This window comes from Ruminococcus turbiniformis (assembly GCF_020687545.1).
Taxonomy (GTDB): Bacteria; Bacillota; Clostridia; order Lachnospirales; family Lachnospiraceae; genus Mediterraneibacter; species Mediterraneibacter turbiniformis.
The window spans coordinates 110,203-129,708 of record NZ_JAJEQX010000005.1 but is presented as its reverse complement, the minus strand read 5'-3'; the positions used below and the strand labels follow the sequence as shown (position 1 = coordinate 129,708).

The 19,506-nt window shown below is 52.1% G+C and carries 17 protein-coding genes; 2 read left to right on the top strand and 15 right to left on the bottom strand.

Annotated features, from left to right (window positions below; genetic code table 11):
- Positions 1-15 precede the first annotated feature (15 nt).
- The 10 genes from ade to LKD70_RS04455 all read right to left on the bottom strand — a co-directional run bounded on the left by ade (position 16) and on the right by LKD70_RS04455 (position 11,731).
- A complete protein-coding gene (gene ade, locus LKD70_RS04500; protein WP_227706840.1) occupies positions 16-1,710 on the bottom strand; it encodes an adenine deaminase in 1,695 nt (564 codons plus the stop codon).
- Positions 1,711-1,853: 143 nt separating this feature from the next.
- On the bottom strand, positions 1,854-3,233 hold the full coding sequence (locus LKD70_RS04495) for an NAD(P)/FAD-dependent oxidoreductase (protein WP_227706839.1): 1,380 nt from the start codon (positions 3,231-3,233) through the stop codon (positions 1,854-1,856).
- Between the two features lie 93 nt (positions 3,234-3,326).
- A complete protein-coding gene (rd, locus tag LKD70_RS04490) occupies positions 3,327-3,485 on the bottom strand; it encodes a rubredoxin (RefSeq protein ID WP_265104747.1) in 159 nt (52 codons plus the stop codon).
- 95 nt (positions 3,486-3,580) lie between these two features.
- Positions 3,581-4,717, bottom strand: a complete 1,137-nt coding sequence (gene ytvI, locus LKD70_RS04485) for a sporulation integral membrane protein YtvI (protein WP_227706838.1) — start codon at positions 4,715-4,717, stop codon at positions 3,581-3,583.
- Positions 4,707-5,321 (bottom strand): ribosome biogenesis GTP-binding protein YihA/YsxC, encoded by a 615-nt coding sequence (yihA, locus tag LKD70_RS04480; protein ID WP_227706837.1) that lies wholly within the window; start codon positions 5,319-5,321, stop codon positions 4,707-4,709. The genes ytvI and yihA overlap by 11 nt, the downstream gene beginning before the upstream one ends.
- A gap of 33 nt (positions 5,322-5,354) precedes the next feature.
- Positions 5,355-7,673: an endopeptidase La gene (lon, locus tag LKD70_RS04475; protein ID WP_227706836.1), complete on the bottom strand. Its 2,319-nt coding sequence runs from the start codon at positions 7,671-7,673 to the stop codon at positions 5,355-5,357.
- A gap of 84 nt (positions 7,674-7,757) precedes the next feature.
- Positions 7,758-9,029 (bottom strand): ATP-dependent Clp protease ATP-binding subunit ClpX, encoded by a 1,272-nt coding sequence (gene clpX, locus LKD70_RS04470; protein WP_227706835.1) that lies wholly within the window; start codon positions 9,027-9,029, stop codon positions 7,758-7,760.
- A 21-nt stretch (positions 9,030-9,050) separates the two neighbouring features.
- Positions 9,051-9,638: an ATP-dependent Clp endopeptidase proteolytic subunit ClpP gene (gene clpP / locus LKD70_RS04465; RefSeq protein WP_227706834.1), complete on the bottom strand. Its 588-nt coding sequence runs from the start codon at positions 9,636-9,638 to the stop codon at positions 9,051-9,053.
- A gap of 118 nt (positions 9,639-9,756) precedes the next feature.
- Entirely contained in the window at positions 9,757-11,046 is a 1,290-nt protein-coding gene (gene tig / locus LKD70_RS04460; protein WP_227706833.1) for a trigger factor, read from the bottom strand.
- A gap of 133 nt (positions 11,047-11,179) precedes the next feature.
- Positions 11,180-11,731 carry a DJ-1 family glyoxalase III gene (locus LKD70_RS04455; protein ID WP_227706832.1) on the bottom strand — a complete coding sequence of 184 codons (552 nt, stop codon included), beginning with the start codon at positions 11,729-11,731 and terminating at the stop codon, positions 11,180-11,182.
- Between the two features lie 225 nt (positions 11,732-11,956).
- Between LKD70_RS04455 and LKD70_RS04450 the strand changes: the two genes are divergently transcribed.
- Positions 11,957-12,406 (top strand): CYTH domain-containing protein, encoded by a 450-nt coding sequence (locus tag LKD70_RS04450; RefSeq protein ID WP_227706831.1) that lies wholly within the window; start codon positions 11,957-11,959, stop codon positions 12,404-12,406.
- 173 nt (positions 12,407-12,579) lie between these two features.
- Positions 12,580-12,975 carry a helix-turn-helix transcriptional regulator gene (locus LKD70_RS04445; protein ID WP_227706830.1) on the top strand — a complete coding sequence of 132 codons (396 nt, stop codon included), beginning with the start codon at positions 12,580-12,582 and terminating at the stop codon, positions 12,973-12,975.
- 104 nt (positions 12,976-13,079) lie between these two features.
- Here LKD70_RS04445 and LKD70_RS04440 read toward each other — a convergent pair whose 3' ends face one another.
- The 5 genes from LKD70_RS04440 to vanT all read right to left on the bottom strand — a co-directional run bounded on the left by LKD70_RS04440 (position 13,080) and on the right by vanT (position 19,499).
- Positions 13,080-13,991: a magnesium transporter CorA family protein gene (locus tag LKD70_RS04440; protein WP_227706829.1), complete on the bottom strand. Its 912-nt coding sequence runs from the start codon at positions 13,989-13,991 to the stop codon at positions 13,080-13,082.
- A 29-nt stretch (positions 13,992-14,020) separates the two neighbouring features.
- Positions 14,021-16,189, bottom strand: a complete 2,169-nt coding sequence (ppk1, locus tag LKD70_RS04435) for a polyphosphate kinase 1 (protein ID WP_227706873.1) — start codon at positions 16,187-16,189, stop codon at positions 14,021-14,023.
- 39 nt (positions 16,190-16,228) lie between these two features.
- Positions 16,229-16,891, bottom strand: a complete 663-nt coding sequence (locus LKD70_RS04430) for an HD domain-containing protein (protein ID WP_227706828.1) — start codon at positions 16,889-16,891, stop codon at positions 16,229-16,231.
- Complete coding sequence (locus tag LKD70_RS04425) at positions 16,891-18,264, bottom strand: PhoH family protein (RefSeq protein ID WP_227706827.1); 1,374 nt, start codon at positions 18,262-18,264, stop codon at positions 16,891-16,893. Before LKD70_RS04425 ends, LKD70_RS04430 begins: the two co-directional genes overlap by 1 nt.
- A 104-nt stretch (positions 18,265-18,368) precedes the next feature.
- Positions 18,369-19,499 carry a serine racemase VanT catalytic subunit gene (vanT, locus tag LKD70_RS04420; RefSeq protein WP_227706826.1) on the bottom strand — a complete coding sequence of 377 codons (1,131 nt, stop codon included), beginning with the start codon at positions 19,497-19,499 and terminating at the stop codon, positions 18,369-18,371.
- Between the last annotated feature and the right edge of the window lie 7 nt (positions 19,500-19,506).

Here is a 19,506-nt window from a genome sequence, read left to right as displayed (position 1 = left end):
TGCAGTCCGCTGCCGTCAGTCCATAAACTTCATCCTGGTCACATCAAAAATTCCCGCTTCCGTAAGCCGTATCTCAGGGATTACGGTAAGTGCCATAAATGAAAGTGTGATAAACGGGTCCACGCCTTCGCTTACACCCATCCGTCTCGCCTCTTCCACCATCTCTTTTGTCTTTTTCTGCACGTCTGCCGCTTTCTCCGTACTCATAAGCCCGCCGATCTCCAGTGGAAGTTCGTCTTTCACGATACCTCCGGACGCGATCACATAACCGCCCTGAATCCGTTCCAGCTCACGGATCGCGCAGAGAATATCCTCGTCATTGTCGCCTGCGGCGATAATGTTGTGTGAGTCATGAGATACCGTTGTAGCCACCGCTCCGTTTCGGATTCCGTACCCTTTTATCGGGCATACGCCGGCCTTTCCGTTCTTGCCGTGGCGCTCAGCCACCACAAGTTTGGAGCAGGTCCCGTCGGGCACAAACCGGTCCCCCTCTCCGGGGATCCGCTCGTACCGGTGCAGTGTCAGAAGCTGGCCCGGCACCATCTCCATCACATGATTCTTCTCGCCGCGCGCAAGGGAAAGACTGTCCGCGTCAAGTTTTCCCGGAATCACCGTGTGCAGAAGCGACGGATCTTTCAACGTGTATGAGAAAGAGTCAAGCCACTCTTCGTCCACGACTTTTCCGCTCTTGATCACTGTCACAGGCTCCGCGTTTTCCAGATCATCGAGGATCAGGAGATCCGCCTTATATCCCGCGCCGACTGCCCCGCAGTCTCTTAAGCCATAGGCTCTCGCCGCGTGGAAGGAAGCCATCTTGTACGCTTTTACCACAGGAACTCCGAGCGCGATCGCCTTGCGGACGCACACATTGATATGTCCCTCCCGCTCGATATCCTCCAGATGTCTGTCATCTGTACAGAACATACACTGATCCAGAGACACTCCCGCTTCAAGGAAGCCTTTTACCAGCGTCTCCACATTCTTCGCTCCGCTCCCCTCCCGGATCAGGATGCTGTATCCGGCGCGGAGCTTTTCCAGTCCTTCCTCCACGGCGGCGCACTCATGGTCGTCTCTGACTCCCGCGGCTCTGTACGCCTGCACGTCGTTTCCGCTGATTCCCGGAGCATGTCCGTCAATCATCATATCAGAGAAACGTTCCAGCTTCTCCATTGTCTCACCGTGCTCCGCGAGCACATCCGTGAAGCGCATCATCTCGCCCAGTCCCAGCACTCTCGGATGAGACCGGTAGGGCTCCATATCATCCGCCAGAAACTTTCCCGCGCCGTTTGTGTCAAACTCTGTAGCCGGAACGGAAGAAGGGATCATAATATACGCGTTCACCGGAATGTCTTCCGTGGCATCCAGAATATAATCCATTCCGGCAGCCCCGGACACGTTGACGATCTCGTGGGGATCCGCGATGATTCCCGTTGTGCCGGTACGGATGATCTGTTTCGCAAACTCCAGCGGCGAAACCATCGACGACTCAATATGCACATGAGCATCGATCAGCCCGGGAGCAATAAACTTTCCCTTACAGTCGATCTCTCTTTCGCCTTCGTATGCTCCGATCCCGGCGATCGTATCTCCCGCAATCGCCACATCAGCCGTGATAATTTCTTCAGTAAACACGTTCAGAATCTTTCCGTTTTTCAGGACGATATCCGCGGGGACGAGCCCTCTTGCAACCTGAATCAAGCTTTTCTTCATTTTTCGCACCTCTGCTTTTAGCATTTTTTAGTAAACATGCTATAATTTTATCTTAAGTTTACCACATGGCCTCTGTTCTGTAAATCCGGCATTTTATACAAAGATCATATCTCAGCTTTCTGTCATCCCAGTTTCTCAGCGTCTCAGCTTCTCCGTTTCTCAGCGATCTCTCTTGCCACGTACACGCCGCTCGCGGATGCATGGGAAAGCGAATGGGTCACGCCGCTTCCGTCACCGATCACATAGAGACCGCTGTGCCGGGTCTCCAGATGTTCGTCCAGCCGTACTTCCATATTATAGAACTTAACCTCTACTCCGTACAGAAGAGTATCATCGTTGGCTGTTCCGGGCGCGATCTTGTCAAGCGCATACACCATCTCGACAATGCCGTCCAGGATTCTCTTCGGAAGGACAAGACTTAAATCTCCCGGCTCCGCGGACAGTGTGGGACGTACAAATCCCTCCTCAATCCGCTTTGCCGTGCTTCTCCGTCCGCGGATCAGATCACCGAAGCGCTGCACAAGTACACCGCCGCCGAGCATGTTGGACAGTCTCGCGATACTCTCCCCGTAGCCGTTGCTGTCCTTAAACGGCTCCGAAAAATGCTTCTCCACAAGGAGGGCGAAGTTCGTATTCTCCGTCTGCTTCGCAGGGTCTTCATAGCTGTGTCCGTTGACTGTCACGATCCCGTTCGTATTCTCATTTACCACAATTCCGTACGGATTCATACAGAAAGTCCGCACCCGGTCCTCGAACTTCTCCGTACGGTATACAATCTTGCTCTCATACAGTTCATCTGTCAGATGGGAGAAAATCTCAGCCGGGATCTCAACTCTGACGCCGATGTCCACCCTGTTTGACCTCGTCGGGATGTCAAGTCCTTCGCAGATCTTTTCCATCCACTTGCTCCCGCTTCTCCCGACAGACACAATACACTGCCCGCACTCGTACACCGTGTCCCCGCAAATCACCCGGTATCCATCCTGCGCAAGCTCTACATTGTCCACATGGCAGTTAAACCTGAACTCTGCTTTGTCCTTCAGTTCATTGTACAGATTTTCCAGAACGATATAGTTGATATCCGTCCCCAGATGGCGCACCGACGCGTCGAGAAGCTTTAACTTATTCTGCATGCAGAGCTTTTTAAACTTTGTCCCCGCAGTGGAGTACATCTTCGTCCCTTCTCCGCCGTAGCGGACATTGATCTCATCCACATACCGCATCAGACCGATCGCGGTCTCCTTTCCGATATACTCATACAGTGTGCCGCCGAAGTCATTGGTAATATTGTATTTTCCGTCCGAGAATGCGCCCGCGCCCCCGAATCCGCTCATGATCGCGCACGTTTTGCAGTTAATGCAGCTTTTTACTTTCTTTCCGTCGATCGGACATTTTCTCTTCTCCAGCGGGTTTCCGGCCTCAAAAACCGCCACTTTCATCTCAGGCGCCTTTTTCGTCAGCTCATAGGCCGCAAAAATCCCTCCGGGTCCTGCTCCGATTATTATCACATCATATCTGCTCATTTTTTCTTTCCTTTCTGAAATGATAAAAGGCTGCCGCCCACTGATCTGCACCTGTGGGACGGCAGCCTTCTGATCTGCTGATCGGCAGCCTTTTTATACTTCTGAGAACTGGTCTTTTCCCACGCCGCACAGCGGGCAGAGGAAATCTTCCGGCACGTCTTCCCATGCTGTTCCCGGCTCAATTCCGTTGTCCGGATCTCCTGCTGCTTCATCATAAATGTATCCGCATACGTCACATACATATTTTTTCATCGTTTTTTACCTCCTCAAAATTATCGGATTTCTTTGTTTTTTAAGGCGTCTCTGCCCGTGACTATCATATCATACCGCCGTCTGTTTTTCAACGATCATTTCGGCTTCTCTCCATCTTCCCTCAGTCCCAGTATTCCCCTTACAAGTATCTTCACATCGTCGATGAGATAGTCAAATGCTCCCGCCTGACACATATTGATCAGAACCATTCCGATGGGTACCGCAAGAATCATCCAGAGGATGCCTCCCATCCTGTATCCGATATACAGAAGCAGCAGCGTTACAAGAGGATTAAGCCCCACGCTGTCTCCTACCATCTTCGGCTGCAGGAGCTGATGGACAACAAGAGTGATCACATAGATGATCACAAGCGCGGCAGTCATCTTGTAGTCCCCCATAAAGAACTTGTATACCGCCCACGGTATCAGAGCCGTGCCGGTTCCGAAAAACGGAAGAAAGTCAAGTATCGCAATCAGCATGGCGACAAGCACGAAATAGCCTGTTCCGAGGAATCCCAGTCCTGCCAGGAGGATCAGGAAGATCACTCCCATGATTTTCAGCTGGGCCTTGAAATAGCCGCCCACCGCATAACGGAGGTTGTCCATCACAAGCTTCATCCTCTTCTGGACCGCCTGGGGCGACACCTTCTTAAGCCATCCAAGCACTTCTTCCCTTTCCACAATGAAAAAGTACGCGGAAATCACGGTCACAAGGAAATAGAGCAGATAGGACGGCACCCGTCTGGCAATGTTGCCCGCTGCCATCACGGTCGGTTCGCTGATTCCCGACACCAGATTGCCCATGTACTGATCCAGATTCTGAGCCACCGTGTCAATACCGTTCTGCACTCCGTCAGGCAGCCGGTCAAAGATGCCGGACAGCGTGTTTCCGATCTGCCTTAACCCAGCTTCCAGCTGAGCGTACATATCCGGGAAATCCCGCACAAGCCCGCGCACCTCCGTGATCAGCCGGCTTGCTCCAAAATAGATCACGAGCACAATGGCCGAGAGAACAAGAATAACGATCAGGGCAGACCCGAGTTTTTTCACAATTTTCAGACGTTTTTCAAGCCAGTTGACAAGCGGGGCGGCGATTGCGGCAATAATCCATCCCACCACAAACGGGGCGAAAAAACGGATCATATAAACACCGATCACGATAAACGCCGCCGTCGCCAGTATACTGAACAAAAGACTCAACGCCACCTGCCAGTACGGCCGTCTATTCTCCATCCTGCGCCTCCCCGCCTTGTTCCAGACATTCGCTTTCAATGAACTCCCATATCTCGTCCCGTCCCTGCTTCGTCACGGAAGAAAACGGGATCACCTTTGTTCCCGGGACAAGCGAGAGTCCTTCCCTTAACATTTTCACATGCTTCTGTATCTGACTCCGTTTTATTTTGTCCAGTTTCGTCGCGATTATAACAGGTTCAAATCCCTGATTTACGACCCACTCGTACATCAGCCTGTCATTTGCCGATGGTTCGTGCCGGATATCGATGAGAAGGAACACGGCTTTCAGCTGTTTTGAGCCGTGCAGATATCTCTCGATCATCTTTCCCCACTGCTCTTTCTCCCGTTCTGACACCCTGGCATATCCGTAGCCGGGAAGATCCACAAGATACATCTCCCCGTTGATATTATAGAAATTGATCGTCTGCGTCTTCCCCGGAGTGGCGGAAGTCCGCGCGTACGACTTCCGGTTTACCAGCGCATTGATCAGGGAAGATTTGCCCACATTGGATTTTCCCGCAAAGGCAACTTCCGGCCTGCCGTTTACAGGCAGAGTGCTCGTCACCCCGCACACTGTTTCCAGATTGATACTTCTGATTACCATATTTCCTCCTGTCATCTGCACAGTCTTTTCCTTTTATTCGGCGAACGCCGTCTCAAGCACTTCATCCATATTTTCCACCGGGAGAATTTCAAGCCCTTTCGTAATCTCCTGGGAAAGTTCCTCCACATCCGCCCGGTTCTCTTTTGGAATGAGCACGGTCTTGATCCCGGCCGCTTTGGCCGCAAGAAGCTTTTCTTTGAGCCCTCCGATCGGCAGCACCCGCCCTCTCAGCGTGATCTCTCCGGTCATGGCCAGGTCTGAGCGCACCTTTCTCTCCGTGACTGCCGAGAGCATGGCCGTGGCCATGGTGATTCCGGCGCTCGGTCCGTCTTTCGGGACCGCCCCCTCCGGGATATGGAGGTGGATGTCATGCTTTTCAAAGAAATCATCCGCCACATGATACCTGCGGCTCACCGAGCGTATGTAGCTGATTCCGGCCTGAGCCGACTCTTTCATCACATCGCCCATCTGTCCTGTCAGCAGCAGCTCCCCGGATCCCGGCATGACGTTGACTTCGATCTGAAGGGTGTCTCCGCCCACGCTCGTCCACGCCAGGCCGCGCACGATTCCGACTTCCGGAGCCGGGTTGGCCATCTGATAGCTGTATTTCTCCTTTCCGAGGAACCGGTGAATGTTGCGGTCTGTCACACTGATCTTCTCCCGGTCCGTGGTGAGGATCTCTTTTGCCGCCTTTCTGCACACATTGCCGATCTCCCGCTCAAGCTGGCGCACACCGGCTTCTTTCGTATAGTTCCGGGCCATCTTCCAGATGGCATGTCTGCTGAACGTAAGCTGTTCCGGCGTAAGTCCGTGCTTTTCAAGCTGTTTCGGGATCAGATGTTCCATGGCGATATGCAGCTTTTCATTTTCCGTGTAGCTGCTGATCTCGATCACTTCCATACGGTCGAGAAGCGGACGCGGTATCGTCTGCAGCGTGTTTGCCGTTGTAATAAACATAACCTCCGAGAGATCCAGCGGCACTTCCAGATAATGGTCACGGAATCTGCTGTTCTGCTCACTGTCCAATACTTCGAGAAGAGCGGAGAACGTATCCCCCTTATAATCCGTGCTCACCTTGTCGATCTCGTCGAGCAGCATAACCGGGTTTTTCACGCCCGCAGTGCGGATGCCGTTGGCGATCCGTCCGGGCATGGCGCCCACGTACGTCTTCCTGTGTCCCCGGATCTCCGCCTCATCCCGCACTCCGCCGAGAGAAATCCGCACATAGGGCTTTTTCAGCGCCCTTGCAAGAGACTTTGCGATGGAAGTTTTTCCGGTTCCCGGAGGTCCTGCCAGACAGAGAATCGGGCTGTCTCCTTTCTTTGTCAGTGTACGCACAGCCAGAAATTCCAGGATACGCTCCTTCACCTGTTCCAGACCGTAGTGGTCTTCCTCGAGAACCTTTTTCGCGTATTCGATGTCATTGTTGTCCCTGCATGCCTTATCCCAGGGCATCTCCAGCAGTGTCTCAATGTACGTGCGGATGACGCCGTTTTCAGCGGGTGAGTTCAGTGAGCTCTTGAACCGGTTGATTTCTTTCTGGAGTTTTTCTTTCACTTCTTTCGGCGCCTTAAGTTTTTTCAGCGCGTTCTCAAACTCTTCCGCGTCCGATATGGTGGACTCTTCTCCCAGTTCTTCCCGGATCAGCTTTAGCTGTTCCCTGAGGATATATTCCCTCTGGTGTTTGTCCACGCGCTCTTTTACTTTTCTCTGAATCTCTTCTTTGATGCCTATGATCTGTACTTCGTTCACAAGGGTAAACGCGAGTTTCTCATACCGCTTCCAGAAATCCGTCTCGCTTAATATCGCCTGCTGCTCTGTATAGTAGAGCGGGATATTCGCCGCGATCTCATCAACCAGTTTCTTAAGCCCCTTCACTTCCATGAGCTGAGAAACCGTCTCTCTTGACATCTTCCCGTTCTTCGCGGCATAGTCCGCAAGCATATCCTTGAGTCCCCGCTCCATCGCCTCAGCATTCAGATCATCCGGAATGGTAACGGAAGAATCATCGATAATCTCTACTTTCGCTCTCAGATACGGGTCGGAAAATTCCAGGCCGCGCAGTCTTCCTCTCGTCTCACCGGAGACAAGCACCCGGACAATATGTTTCGGCAGTTTGATGATCTGCCGGATCGTCCCGACCGTCCCCACCTCATACACATCCTCCACGCCGGGATTCTCCGTATCAATTGACTTCTGCGCGGTCAGAAAGATTTTCTGCTCCTCTGCCATCGCCTCCTGAACAGCAGCAATAGAGCGCTCCCGGCTCACATCAAAATGCACAACCATCTCCGGCAGGATCGTCATCCCTCTCAGTGCCACCACAGGCAGGCTTTTTATCTCATTGTCCATTTATATTCCTCCTAAAAAGAGCGGGTACATATGGCCGACAAAAGACTCCATTGCACCCGCCCCTTAAGCCCTGTCCGGGCCGTCTTATGCGCTCTCTGATGTAAGGAACGATCTGCGTTCCTCGCCATCTCTCAGATACAGCGGACTTCCGCTGCCTGTAACCGCATCCTTCGTGATACGGCATTCCTTGATTGTTTCATCTGACGGGACTGTAAACATCGTATCCATCATGATTTTCTCCATGATCGCTCTTAAGCCTCTCGCCCCCGTCTTACGCGCGAGAGTCGTCTCAGCGATCGCGACAAGCGCATCCCGGTCAAACTCCAGTTTCACCCCGTCCAGCTCAAGCAGCTTCTGATACTGCTTTACAATTGCGCTCTTCGGCTCCGTGAGAATACGGATCAGCGCCTCCTTGTCGAGGAGATTCAGCGACACCGTAATCGGCAGCCTTCCAACGAGCTCTGGAATCAGTCCGTATTTCACAAGATCCTGGGGAAGCACTTCGTGAAGAAGCACATCCATATCGTACTCGTGCTTTGTGGCGATCTCCGCGTTAAAGCCGATGGATTTTCTGTCAAGCCGTGTCTCGATGATCTTGTCGATTCCCTCAAAAGCTCCGCCGCAGATAAACAGAATGTTCGTCGTATCGATCTGGATCAGCTCCTGATGCGGGTGTTTGCGCCCGCCCTGCGGAGGCACGGAAGCCACCGTTCCCTCGATGATCTTGAGCAGCGCCTGCTGAACGCCCTCTCCCGATACGTCGCGGGTAATGGAGGGATTCTCTGATTTTCTCGTAATCTTGTCGATCTCATCGATATAGATAATCCCGTGCTCGGCACGCTCAATATCCCCGTCCGCCGCCTGGATTACCTTGAGGAGAATGTTCTCCACATCCTCGCCCACATATCCGGCCTCTGTCAGCGCCGTCGCATCCGCGATGGCAAAGGGCACATTGAGAATCTTCGCCAGAGTCTGGGCAAGCAGAGTCTTTCCACAGCCGGTCGGTCCCAGCATCAGAATGTTGCTCTTCTGGAGCTCAACACCGAGATCCTGCCCGGCCATGATTCTTTTGTAATGATTGTACACTGCAACCGAGAGAACTTTCTTCGCCTCATCCTGACCGATCACATAATCGTCAAGAAACGCTTTGATCTCCTCCGGCGTCAGAAGATTGATATCGTCAAACGCCTCTCTGTCATCGTAATCCAGTTCCTCCTCGATGATCTCGGAGCAGATTCCGATGCACTCGTCACAGATGTAGGTGCCGTTCGGTCCGGCGATCAGCTTTCTCACCTGCGCCTGCGTCTTGTTGCAGAAAGAGCACCTCACAATATCATCCATCATTTTTCCTGCCATGTTATTCACCTCATACCGGTATTAGTGGTTTGTGATCACTTCGTCGATCAGACCGTATTCTTTCGCCTCTGCCGCGGACATGAAGTTGTCACGCTCTGTGTCGGCTTTGATCGTCTCAAGAGGCTTGCCTGTGTTTGCGGCGAGAATCTCGTTTAATTTCTGCTTTGTCTTCAGAATATGCTCTGCCGCGATCTGGATCTCTGTCGCCTGTCCCTGGGCTCCTCCCGACGGCTGATGAATCATGATCTCCGCGTTCGGAAGCGCGAATCTCTTGCCCTTCTTTCCGCCTGCAAGCAGGAACGCACCCATGCTGGCCGCCATTCCGATACACACGGTGGAGACGTCGCACTTGATATACTGCATGGTGTCATAGATCGCCATTCCCGCAGTGACAGATCCTCCCGGACTGTTGATGTAAAGCTGAATGTCCTTGTCCGGATCATCCGCCTCAAGAAAGAGAAGCTGTGCCACTACCACGCTGGCCGAAACATCGTTGACCTCTTCCCCGAGGAAAATAATTCTCTCTTTAAGCAGCCTTGAATAGATATCATAGGACCGCTCTCCGCGGCTTGTCTGCTCAATGACATAAGGTACCAAACTCATCGTCATTCCCCTTCTTTCTTCTTTCTTCTTTCTCTTTTCTTCTTTTTATCTTGCTTTGTTTTTATGAAAATGTCTCTTTTCTGACAAAAGGTGCGCCGTCCGGCACACCTTTTTAGAATACTGCCTATTCTTCTACTGCCGCATCTGTAATCAGAGTCACCGCATCCTGTACCGCGATGTCTTCTTTCATCTGCTTCTTCTCGTTGTCGCCCATGAACTCTTTGAGCTTGTCAACTTCCATCTGGTAGGAGTCAGCCATCTTCTGAAGTTCCTCATCGAGACGCTCGTCTGTCACCTCGATGTTCTCCGCAGCTGCAACTGCCTCCAGCACGAGTCTTGTGCGGATGCGCTTCTCAGCCTGGGGACGGAACTCCTCCATCATCTTCTCCTCAGACAGTCCTGTAAACTGGAAGTACTGCTCCAGTGTCAGGCCCTGCTGCATGATGCGGCGCGCAAAATCATCTGCCATCTGTCTTGTATGCAGGTCGATCATCGGCTCCGGAATATCGATCTCTGCGTTCTCCACAGCCTTCTCCACAGCCTGATCCTCTTTCTTCTGCTTGCCCTCGCGCTCTTTGCGCTCTTTGATCTTGGCCTTTACCTCAGCCTTGTAGTCATCTACTGTCTCGCTCTTGTCGGATACGTCGGATACGAACTCATCATCCAGCTCCGGAAGCTCTTTTGCCTTGATCTCATGAACTGTGCATTTGAACACAGCTTCTTTTCCGGCCAGATCTGTTGAATGATAATCCTCCGGGAATGTCACTTTGACTTCCATCTCTTTGCCGATCTCAGCACCGATTAACTGCTCCTCGAATCCCGGGATGAATGATCCGGAACCGATTGTCAGCGGATATTTCTCGCCTTTTCCGCCCTCAAAAGCCTCGCCGTCCACAAATCCTTCAAAGTCAAGCACAACCTGATCCTTGTCCTGTACGGCTCTGTCTGTCACATCGACTGTTCTTGCGCTGCGCTCGCGCTCTCTGTCGATCTCCTCGTCAACTTCTTTCTGTGTCACTCTTGTGGAATACTTATCCACTTTCAGTCCTTTATATTCACCGAGTGTTACCTCCGGCTTCACGGCAACTTCCGCTGTGAAAATGAACGGCTTGCCCTTCTCAAGCTGTGTGATCTCGATCTTCGGCTGGGAAGAGATCTCAAGCTCACACTCGTCGTAAGCTTTTCCATAGGCCTCTGAAATCATATGATTTGCAGCCTCATCATAGAACACTTCCGGTCCGTACATCTTCTCGATCATCTGGCGCGGAACCTTGCCTTTACGGAATCCCGGAAGGCTGATTTTGCTGCGCTCTTTCAGATATGCTGCCTGAAGCGCTTTCTCCACATCCTCAGCCGACACCTCGATCGTCAGCTTCGCCATATTATGTTCTAATTTTTCTACCTGTAAACTCATTTTCTTCCTCCTTGAATGCGCAAAGTATTGAATTGCCGCGCTCGGTCACCGCACAGCATACATTTGCAGTCATTGGAATAGTATAGCACATAAATCCCCATATTTCCAGTACTTTCTGCCTTAAACGTGCGTCTTACGCCTGATACACGATAGATTTTCCGATTTCCCCCGCTTTTTCCTCTCCGCAGAGCAGTGCGGTCAGCTTCAGTGCGAACGGAATCGCCGTTCCCATGCCGCGGCTCGTCGTGATATGTCCGTCTGTTACCACCGGGTCTTCTGACACCTCCGCGCAGTCAAGATCCCCCTCGCATGAGGGATAACAGCACGCCTTTCTTCCTTTCAGTATACCGAGTCCGCCCAGTACGGTCGGAGCCGCGCAGATCGCCGCAATATATTTTTCTTCTCTGTCAAACCGTTTCAGAAGTTCTCCCAGTTCCCTGTGTTCTTTCAGATGGAGCGTCCCGGGCATTCCTCCGGGCAGCACGAGCATATCCGCATTCTCCGCACCGGCGTCTTCAAAAACGCAGTCCGCCTTAATTCCGATACCGTGGGCGCCGCTGATCTGTTTTCTTCCCATGACAGACACTGTCTCTGTCTCCACGCCCGCACGCCGCAGAACATCCACAACCGTAAGCCCTTCAATCTCCTCAAACCCATCTGCCAGAAAAACACATACTTTCTTCATCTTAATTCAGCCTCCTGTTCTGCCTCCTGACGCTCCGGCACAGACATTCCGTTTCTCCGGAAACATACACGGCCTCTGCCGGATCCACGCCGGAAAATCAATGTTCCCTGTCCAGTTTAGCAGACGGAAATATCAATTGCAACGGTTCATTTTCAGTATGGTATATATTTGAAAAATAATTTATAATGTTGCCATAAAAAACGCATCAGGGAGGCATACAGTCTTATGGAAATCGAAAGGAAATTTCTTATCAGCACAGATCAGCTTCCGTTCCGGCCGGAGGATTTTCCCTGCCGGCGGATCGAACAGGGATACCTGTGCACGCGCCCGGTCGTGCGGGTGAGACGGGATAACGACGACTTTTATCTCACCTATAAGTCCAGCGGGCTTATGGTTCGCGAAGAGTACAACCTGCCGCTGTCTCCGGAGGGCTATGAGCATCTGAAATCAAAAGCCGACGGCCGGATCATTCAGAAGAAGCGGTATGAGATTCCTCTGGAGGGCGGGCTGACGCTGGAGCTGGACATCTTTGAAGGCGATCTGGCTCCGCTTGTCATCGCCGAGATTGAGTTTCCCGACGAAGAGTCAGCGAAGTCCTACCAGGCTCCGGACTGGCTCGGCAAAGATGTCACCTATTCGCCGGAATACCACAACAGTACACTGAGCAGAATGTAGCTTTGCCCCGCGTGCGTCTCCGCTCCTTCCGGTCAAAACGCACGCAGGCAGTCCGCAACGTTTTGTTGCATTTTTCTGTTTTTCTCCCTTTCGTGGCATATCCCTTTATTTGCAGGAAAAATTGTTATAATGAGAGCTAATTTCAGAAGTTTCTTGTAAATGGAGGTGAGCCCGTGCCGAATATTCAACTTTCAGCGAATTTGAAAAGACTGAGATGCGACCACGACTATACGCAGGAACAGATCGGCAGAAAACTGAATATTTCGCGCCAGGCATACTCCAACTACGAGAGAGGAATCCGCGTGCCCGATGTCGACATCCTGATCCGCATCGCCGACATCTATCAGATCCCGCTGGAGCAGCTGATTACACAGAACTGCACGGGCGCGGGCATCATAAACGAGAGTTCCGGCCCGTATTTCACCGGTATGATTGTGGAAAGCGCGGATACCATCTATCTGTCCCGCGAGGAGCTTACTCTTCTGACACACTACCGGAACGCGTCGGAGGATGACCGGAGACTGACAAGGAAAGTTCTCGGAATCAGCAATCCTCCGGAATCCGAATAGATCTTAAAACAGAATTTACCGGCAAAAGCAGATTTTACAGACGCCGGCAAAAAGCCGGCGGGCCGGAAGCTTACCTTCCGAACCCGCTGGCTTTTTTGTATTTCCTATAATATATGTTTCTTCTTGAATATCACAATACATCCCACAATGACTACAATACTCAGGACCACAACCGCCGGATAACCATTCTCCATGCCCGGCATGTCCTTAAAGTTCATGCCGAACCAACCCGTGATCACGGTCAGCGGGAAGAAGATGGTGGAGATCACGGTCAGAAACTGCATATTGCTGTTCTGCTTCGCGTCGATCTGCGCCTGACAGGCCTCCTTTACCTGCTGGGCATATTCAAGCAGATGGCTCGTCTTGCTCATAAGCCGGTCCGCCCTGTCCGTCAGCGTGCCGAAATATTTCAGCTGCTTTTTCAGGAAAAACCCGTTTTCATTTTCTTCCAGCTCTTTGGTCAGGTCCATGATCTCATCGTAATAGCTTCGCAGATTCAGAAGTTCTCTCCTGATCGGCATCAGCTTCGTCTGAAAATTGGTGATATGCTCCTGGCTTACATCTTCCTCCATCCGCAGCAGCCTTCTCTCATACGCGACAAGCATCTCAAGATCCCTGCTCATAAATTCAGAGACATAATTGTAGATAAACCGCTCTTTCGTCTCTCCCTGATGTGTTTTCTTCTGCCGGATGCGCCGAATCAGCCGTTCGGAAAAATCGTCGTCGTCCACAATAACCACATTGCTTCTGTTGACAAAAAAGTACATCCTGTATCTGCTGCCGAGTACATCCAGAAGCTTCGGAATGCAGAGTGTCCCGGCCACACAGTCCTGCTGGTTTTCCAGTCTGCAGAATCCGATCTTTGCCACCTGGATTTCATTTTCGTAGATAATCCCCGCCTTTGCCAGCGTTTCCTCCGCATGTCTGGAATCTGTCAGGAAGACAGCCGGCACCTGGTCTGTCTCCCATTCCTCCCCGCTGATTGGTACAAGCTGTTCGCCAAATTTAAAAATCATCCTATCACCTTACGCCTGTTTTTTGTTTCCTATTTTTCTTCCTCCGTGCTTTCCGCCGCACTTCCGGCGTTTCTCACCGCCGCGCGGTCATAGGCCTCCTGGTAGAGCGCCTCCTGGGAATTCACCGGCTCGCCCTCGCACTTTACAAGCTCATAGCTGCCGTCTGCTTTCTCCTCACGCGCCTTCTTGTTGTCGTTTAACATAAGATCAAACATGGCGCGCAGTCTCGCCCGGATCGCTTTCGAGTATACCGGAGCCGCAACCTCAACACGCTTCACTGTGTTTCTCGTCATAAAGTCCGCGGAAGAAATGTAATATTTCGTTCTCTCCCCGCACCCGAAAATATAGATTCTCGAGTGCTCAAGGAACCGTCCTACAATACTGATAACCCGGATATTCTCCGTCTGCCCCTTGACTCCCGGAATCAGACAGCAGATTCCCCGGACGATCATGTCGATGTGAACGCCTGCCTGAGACGCCTCCACAAGTTTGTCAATGATCTTCTTATCCGTAAGAGAATTCAGCTTCAGCCCGATATACGCGTCTTCTCCGTTCTTTTTATGCTGAATCTCTTCCTCGATCATACGGATCACCGGAGCCTGCAGGCACTTCGGAGCCACAAGAAGGTGCTCTGACTCCTCCACAATCTCTCCCTTTGCCAGTGCCTGGAACACAAGCGCCGCGTTGATGCCGATCTGCTCGTTGGACGTCATAAGAGACAGATCCGTGTAAAGGCGCGCTGTCTTTTCGTTGTAGTTTCCGGTTCCGATCTGTGTGATATACTCGATTCCGTGCTCTCCCTTTCTTGTGATGAGACAGAGCTTGGAGTGAACCTTGTATCCCTCCAGGCCGTAGATAATCTGGCAGCCTGCCTTCTCGAGCATTCTCGACCAGCGGATATTGTTCTCCTCGTCAAAACGCGCCCGAAGCTCCACAAGAACGACAACTTCCTTTCCGTTTTCCGCCGCCTCGCAGAGAGCCTCTATGATCTTGCTCTGCTTTGCAAGACGGTACAGCGTCATCTTGATGGAGATGACACTGTCATCCTCCGCCGCCTCGTTCAGCATGCGCAGGAATGGACGGATCGACTCATACGGATAGGACAGAAGCTTGTCCGCCTCCGCAATCTGCTTCATAATGCTCTCCCCGTCCCGGAAGGAAGCGGACTTCTGCGGAACACGCTTTCCGTAGAAAAGCTCCGGGTTCATGCGGAGAAGATCCTGGATCTTATACACAAAGGACAGATCAAGGGGCGCCTCGCTGCGGAACACCCGCTCCGGGGACACATCCAGATATCTGCAGAGCGCTTCCACCACAGATCCGTCGATCTCTCTTGAAAGGTCGAGACGAACCGGGGAGAGTTTCTTCCTCTCCTTCATCAGATCCGCCATGAACTCTCTGTAGTCCAGATCCTCATCGTAAAGCGCGTCCGCGTCGATATCCGCGTTTCTCACTACACGGATCAGTGATTTTCCCTTGACTTTATATCCCTTGAACACTTTTCCGATATAATGAAGCACAAGATCCTCGGAAAGCATGTATCTTCCCTTGTTTCCGGGAAGCTCGATCAGTCTTTCTACCATATTATTCGTACAGGGAATGATGCCGATTCTCTCTTTGCCGCTTCTTGTCTCCAGCACAACAACAGCGTAGATTTCCTCATTTTTAAGGAACGGGAACGGCTGCCTTTTCCCTACAATGGTCGGAGAACTCAAAGGAACAATCTCGTGGTTAAAATACTGCTCCAGGAATTTCTTCTCATCGGATTTTGCTGACGCAAAGTCGATCAGACGGATGCCGTACTCCGCAACTTTCTCCATAACCGATTTATACGCGGCGTCCTTTCTCCTGTTCAGGCGCTTTACTTCCTTTAAGATTGCCCCGATCTGCTCCTCCGAGGTCATCTTCGTCTTATTGTCCTTGATTTTCTGATTGACGAGCATCTGGTCCTGGAGAGATCCCACTCTCACCATGAAAAATTCATCCAGATTGCTCTGATAAATGGAGACAAAATTCATCCTCTCGCAGAGCGGCACCTCGTTATTTTCCGCCTCTTCCAGTACTCTCTCATTAAACTTCAGCCAGGACAGTTCCCTGTTCATATAAATATTATCCATTTTTTCCTCCTTTGTCTTAACGCGGACAACGCAGACGCCCTTTTTCGCGCGTCTGCGTTCCTCCGTTTTTCCTGCCGGCACGGCACATGCCGGCACATTTTCCTGCCGGTGCGGCACATGTCAGCACAGCTTGCTTCCGTTTGCCACCAGCTTGAATTTGCAGTTCAGATGCTCCGCCGCCCTGCGGCACATGATCATTCTGTTTAAAAATATCTCGAAATAGTCCATCACCGTGCAGATGGAATCGTCCAGTTCAAGCTCCATCTGTATAATACGCTTTTCTTTCTGAATAATCAACTTTGACGATAAAGCCGCGTAATTCACACGGTCATGAATGTCGAACGTCGCCTTGTTCCGGTTCTGCACCCGGTTGCGCCTGACATCTGTTTTGTCCGCAAGAATCAGAGCCGCCGACACTCCGTCCACCGCCGTACCTGTAGCCTCGTCGTGATGTCCGATTGCCGTCGTCACAACAAGAATATCCTTAAGGGGCATATCCGTATCTTTCAGGATCTGATATGCGAGTATTGCCCCGCTGTGGGCGTGATCGCAGCGGTTGATGCTGTTTCCGATGTCGTGCATGTACCCCGCGATTTTTGCCAGCTCAATCTTGTGCTTTCCGTATCCGAGTTCTTTTAAAATCTTTCCCGCGGTCTCCGCCGATTTCGACGCGTGTTTCTTCGAGTGTTCTGTATAGCCGAGCTCACACAGCGTGCGGTTTCCCTGTTCAATCAGGAGGTTGATCTCCTCATTGTTCCTGATCGACTTGTAATCCGTTCCCATCAGAGCCTCCTCACTGCTTCCATTGCAAGAGACGACCGCTCGCACTCTTCCGTTGTCATCGTGATCTGCCAGCAGAGTGTGCTTCCCTTCATGTGCTCGGAGGCATAGCTCAGACCGTTCGTCCGCTCGTCAAGAAACGGCCTGTCGATCTGATTCGGATCTCCGAGAAGGATGATCTTCGTATCCTTTCCCGCTCTTGTGATAATTCCCTTGATCTGGTCCGGCGTCGTGTTCTGGGCCTCATCGATGATGAGGTAGGTCTTGACAATAGAGCGTCCCCTTATGTAGTTGAGCGCCTCGGCCTGGATGATTCCTCTTGCGAAGATCTCATCAACCTTTCCCTTCAGTTCTTCCTCATCCTTATAGCGCTCTTCCTCGCTGGAATCGATGAGCTGTTCCAGATTGTCAATGACCGGGCGCATCAGCGGCGAGATTTTTTCCTGCTCGTCCCCGGGAAGAAAACCGATGTCATCGTCAAACTGGGCGTTGGGACGGCAGATCAGAATCCTTCTGTACTCTCCGGTCGGATGGTTCAAAAGTTTTTCCAGCCCGACCGCAAGGGAATAGAATGTTTTGCTCGTTCCCGCGATTCCCTTGACAATGACAAGGGGCGCTTTGTCCGCCGGCTGCATGAGCGCCTCCTGAAGAAAATACTGTCCCGCGTTTCTCGGAGAGATCCCGTAGGGCGAACTCTTCCGGTATTCCAGTTTGCGGATCGCGCCGTTCTCCACACGCCCGAGCTGCGTCTTCTTCGCCGACTGGTCCGCCTTTAAAATCACAAACTGATTCTCAGTAAGCTGCGGTACATAGCTTTCCCCGTTCTCATCCATCACATACACCTGATCCACGGGAACGCCTTTTTTCTTAAATCCCTTAAACACTTCTTCCGGAACAAAGACTTCGCATCTTCCGCTGTACTGATTCTCATGTTCAAGCACCTGGTCGGTTGTAAAGTCTTCCGCACAGATGCCGAGAATCTGTGCCTTGATTCTCAGCAGAAGATCCTTTGTGACGAGAATCACCTGCTCTTCATTTTTCCCGGCAAGACCGATACAGACTTTCAGGATCCGGTTATCCGCCAGATCTTCCGAGAGATCCTCCGGAAGGACTTCGTTTACAAAGTTTTTCTCCACCCGGAGCGTTCCGCCCTTTTCCAGCCCCACCCCTTCCAGAAGGCTTCCCCTCTGGCGGAGCTGTTCCAGGTAGCGGATGACCCTGCGGGCGTTGGCTCCGGTTTCCCCTTCTGTTTTCTTGAAATGGTCCAGCTCTTCAAGCACAACCATGGGAAGCACGACCTGATTGTCCTCAAAGCTTCCAAGTGCATACGGAGCCTGGAGAAGAACATTTGTATCGACAACATAAATTTTTATCATCTGGTTTCCTCTCAGTTTCACATATTTATACTTCCCCTGCCCGGGCGGGAAAGTATGTAATTTTATTGTACATGAAAGACAAAGGACGTTGGATGATAAAAATGTTAAATATGTGTAAAACAAATCCGCTCCGGTCTCTGCCCAAGCCGGCTTAACAGTTCGTTCGAGATCGTCCCCGCGCACTCTGCCATCTCCGCCGCGCCGATCTCTCTTCCGCCTGATTTTCCGATAAATACCGCCTCGTCCCCGGCTCGCACTCCCGGCACTTCCGTCACGTCAAGAGTCAGCTGGTCCATGCAGATTCTTCCCACAATCGGCGCGCGGTATCCCCGCACAAGGGCATACCCCCGGTTCGACAGACTCCTCGGAATCCCGTCCGCATAGCCGGCGCAGACAATGGCCAGCTTCCGCTCTCCGTCCGCCGTGTACGTCAGTCCGTATCCCGCCGACTCTCCTTCTTTCAGCATCCTCACGCAGCCCACGCGGGCTTTCAGCGACAGCACCGGGGACAGAGTCACATCTGCCCGGACCCGGTCTGACGGAAGACTCAGCACACCGTACAGGGCAATTCCCGGCCTGGCACAATCGAATTTTTCTTCCGGATAATTCAGGATTCCGTAGCTTCCCTGAATGTGACTCTCAAACCCGCGTATTCCCCTTCTGCGAAGCTCCCCGATCACCTTCCGGAAATCGGAGATCTGTTTTTCCGTATACCGCCGCTCCTCTTCCGTCGTCCCGTCGGACACGCACAGATGGGAAAACATGCCTGTGATCTTAAGATTCGGAAACCGCCATACCGACGCCACCGCATCTGCGTCAGAAGCCGGGATTCCGAGCCGGTGCATGCCTGTGTCCACTCCCACGTGTACACGCAGTTCCCGGCCGTATGCGGAGAGCTCCTGCGCGTAGGAGTCTTCCACCACGGTCTGGGTAAGGTCATACTCTCTCAGCGCATCGAACTGCGCCGGGAGCGTATACCCGAGGATGAGAATCTGTCCTGAAATCCCGGCGGCGCGCAGGCGGATCCCTTCGTCCGCAGACGCCACGCAGAAATCGGAAATTCCCGCTCCTGCGAGCAGGCGCGCAGTCTCCACATCCCCGTGCCCGTAGGCATTTGCCTTCACCGCGGGCATCAGCCGGCAGTCTCTTCCAACCACCCGCTGAAGCTCCCGCACATTGTGAAGCAGGCTGTCTTCATCCAGCTCAATCCACGCCCGCCTTTTCTCAACGCTCATCCTCTCA

Excerpts from the sequence above, each read along its gene's own strand:
- ade (WP_227706840.1), bottom strand. The coding sequence starts at position 1,710 with ATGAAGAAAAGCTTGATTCAGGTTGCAAGAGGGCTCGTCCCCGCGGAT.
- ytvI (WP_227706838.1), bottom strand. The coding sequence starts at position 4,717 with ATGGAGAATAGACGGCCGTACTGGCAGGTGGCGTTGAGTCTTTTGTTC.
- LKD70_RS04455 (WP_227706832.1), bottom strand. The coding sequence starts at position 11,731 with ATGAAGAAAGTATGTGTTTTTCTGGCAGATGGGTTTGAGGAGATTGAA.
- LKD70_RS04425 (WP_227706827.1), bottom strand. The coding sequence starts at position 18,264 with ATGATAAAAATTTATGTTGTCGATACAAATGTTCTTCTCCAGGCTCCG.
- LKD70_RS04495 (WP_227706839.1), bottom strand. The coding sequence starts at position 3,233 with ATGAGCAGATATGATGTGATAATAATCGGAGCAGGACCCGGAGGGATT.
- clpP (WP_227706834.1), bottom strand. The coding sequence starts at position 9,638 with ATGACGATGAGTTTGGTACCTTATGTCATTGAGCAGACAAGCCGCGGA.
- vanT (WP_227706826.1), bottom strand. The coding sequence starts at position 19,499 with ATGAGCGTTGAGAAAAGGCGGGCGTGGATTGAGCTGGATGAAGACAGC.
- yihA (WP_227706837.1), bottom strand. The coding sequence starts at position 5,321 with ATGGTAATCAGAAGTATCAATCTGGAAACAGTGTGCGGGGTGACGAGC.
- clpX (WP_227706835.1), bottom strand. The coding sequence starts at position 9,029 with ATGGCAGGAAAAATGATGGATGATATTGTGAGGTGCTCTTTCTGCAAC.
- rd (WP_265104747.1), bottom strand. The coding sequence starts at position 3,485 with ATGAAAAAATATGTATGTGACGTATGCGGATACATTTATGATGAAGCA.
- LKD70_RS04450 (WP_227706831.1), top strand. The coding sequence starts at position 11,957 with ATGGAAATCGAAAGGAAATTTCTTATCAGCACAGATCAGCTTCCGTTC.
- LKD70_RS04430 (WP_227706828.1), bottom strand. The coding sequence starts at position 16,891 with ATGGGAACGGATTACAAGTCGATCAGGAACAATGAGGAGATCAACCTC.
- lon (WP_227706836.1), bottom strand. The coding sequence starts at position 7,673 with ATGGACAATGAGATAAAAAGCCTGCCTGTGGTGGCACTGAGAGGGATG.
- tig (WP_227706833.1), bottom strand. The coding sequence starts at position 11,046 with ATGAGTTTACAGGTAGAAAAATTAGAACATAATATGGCGAAGCTGACG.
- LKD70_RS04440 (WP_227706829.1), bottom strand. The coding sequence starts at position 13,991 with ATGATTTTTAAATTTGGCGAACAGCTTGTACCAATCAGCGGGGAGGAA.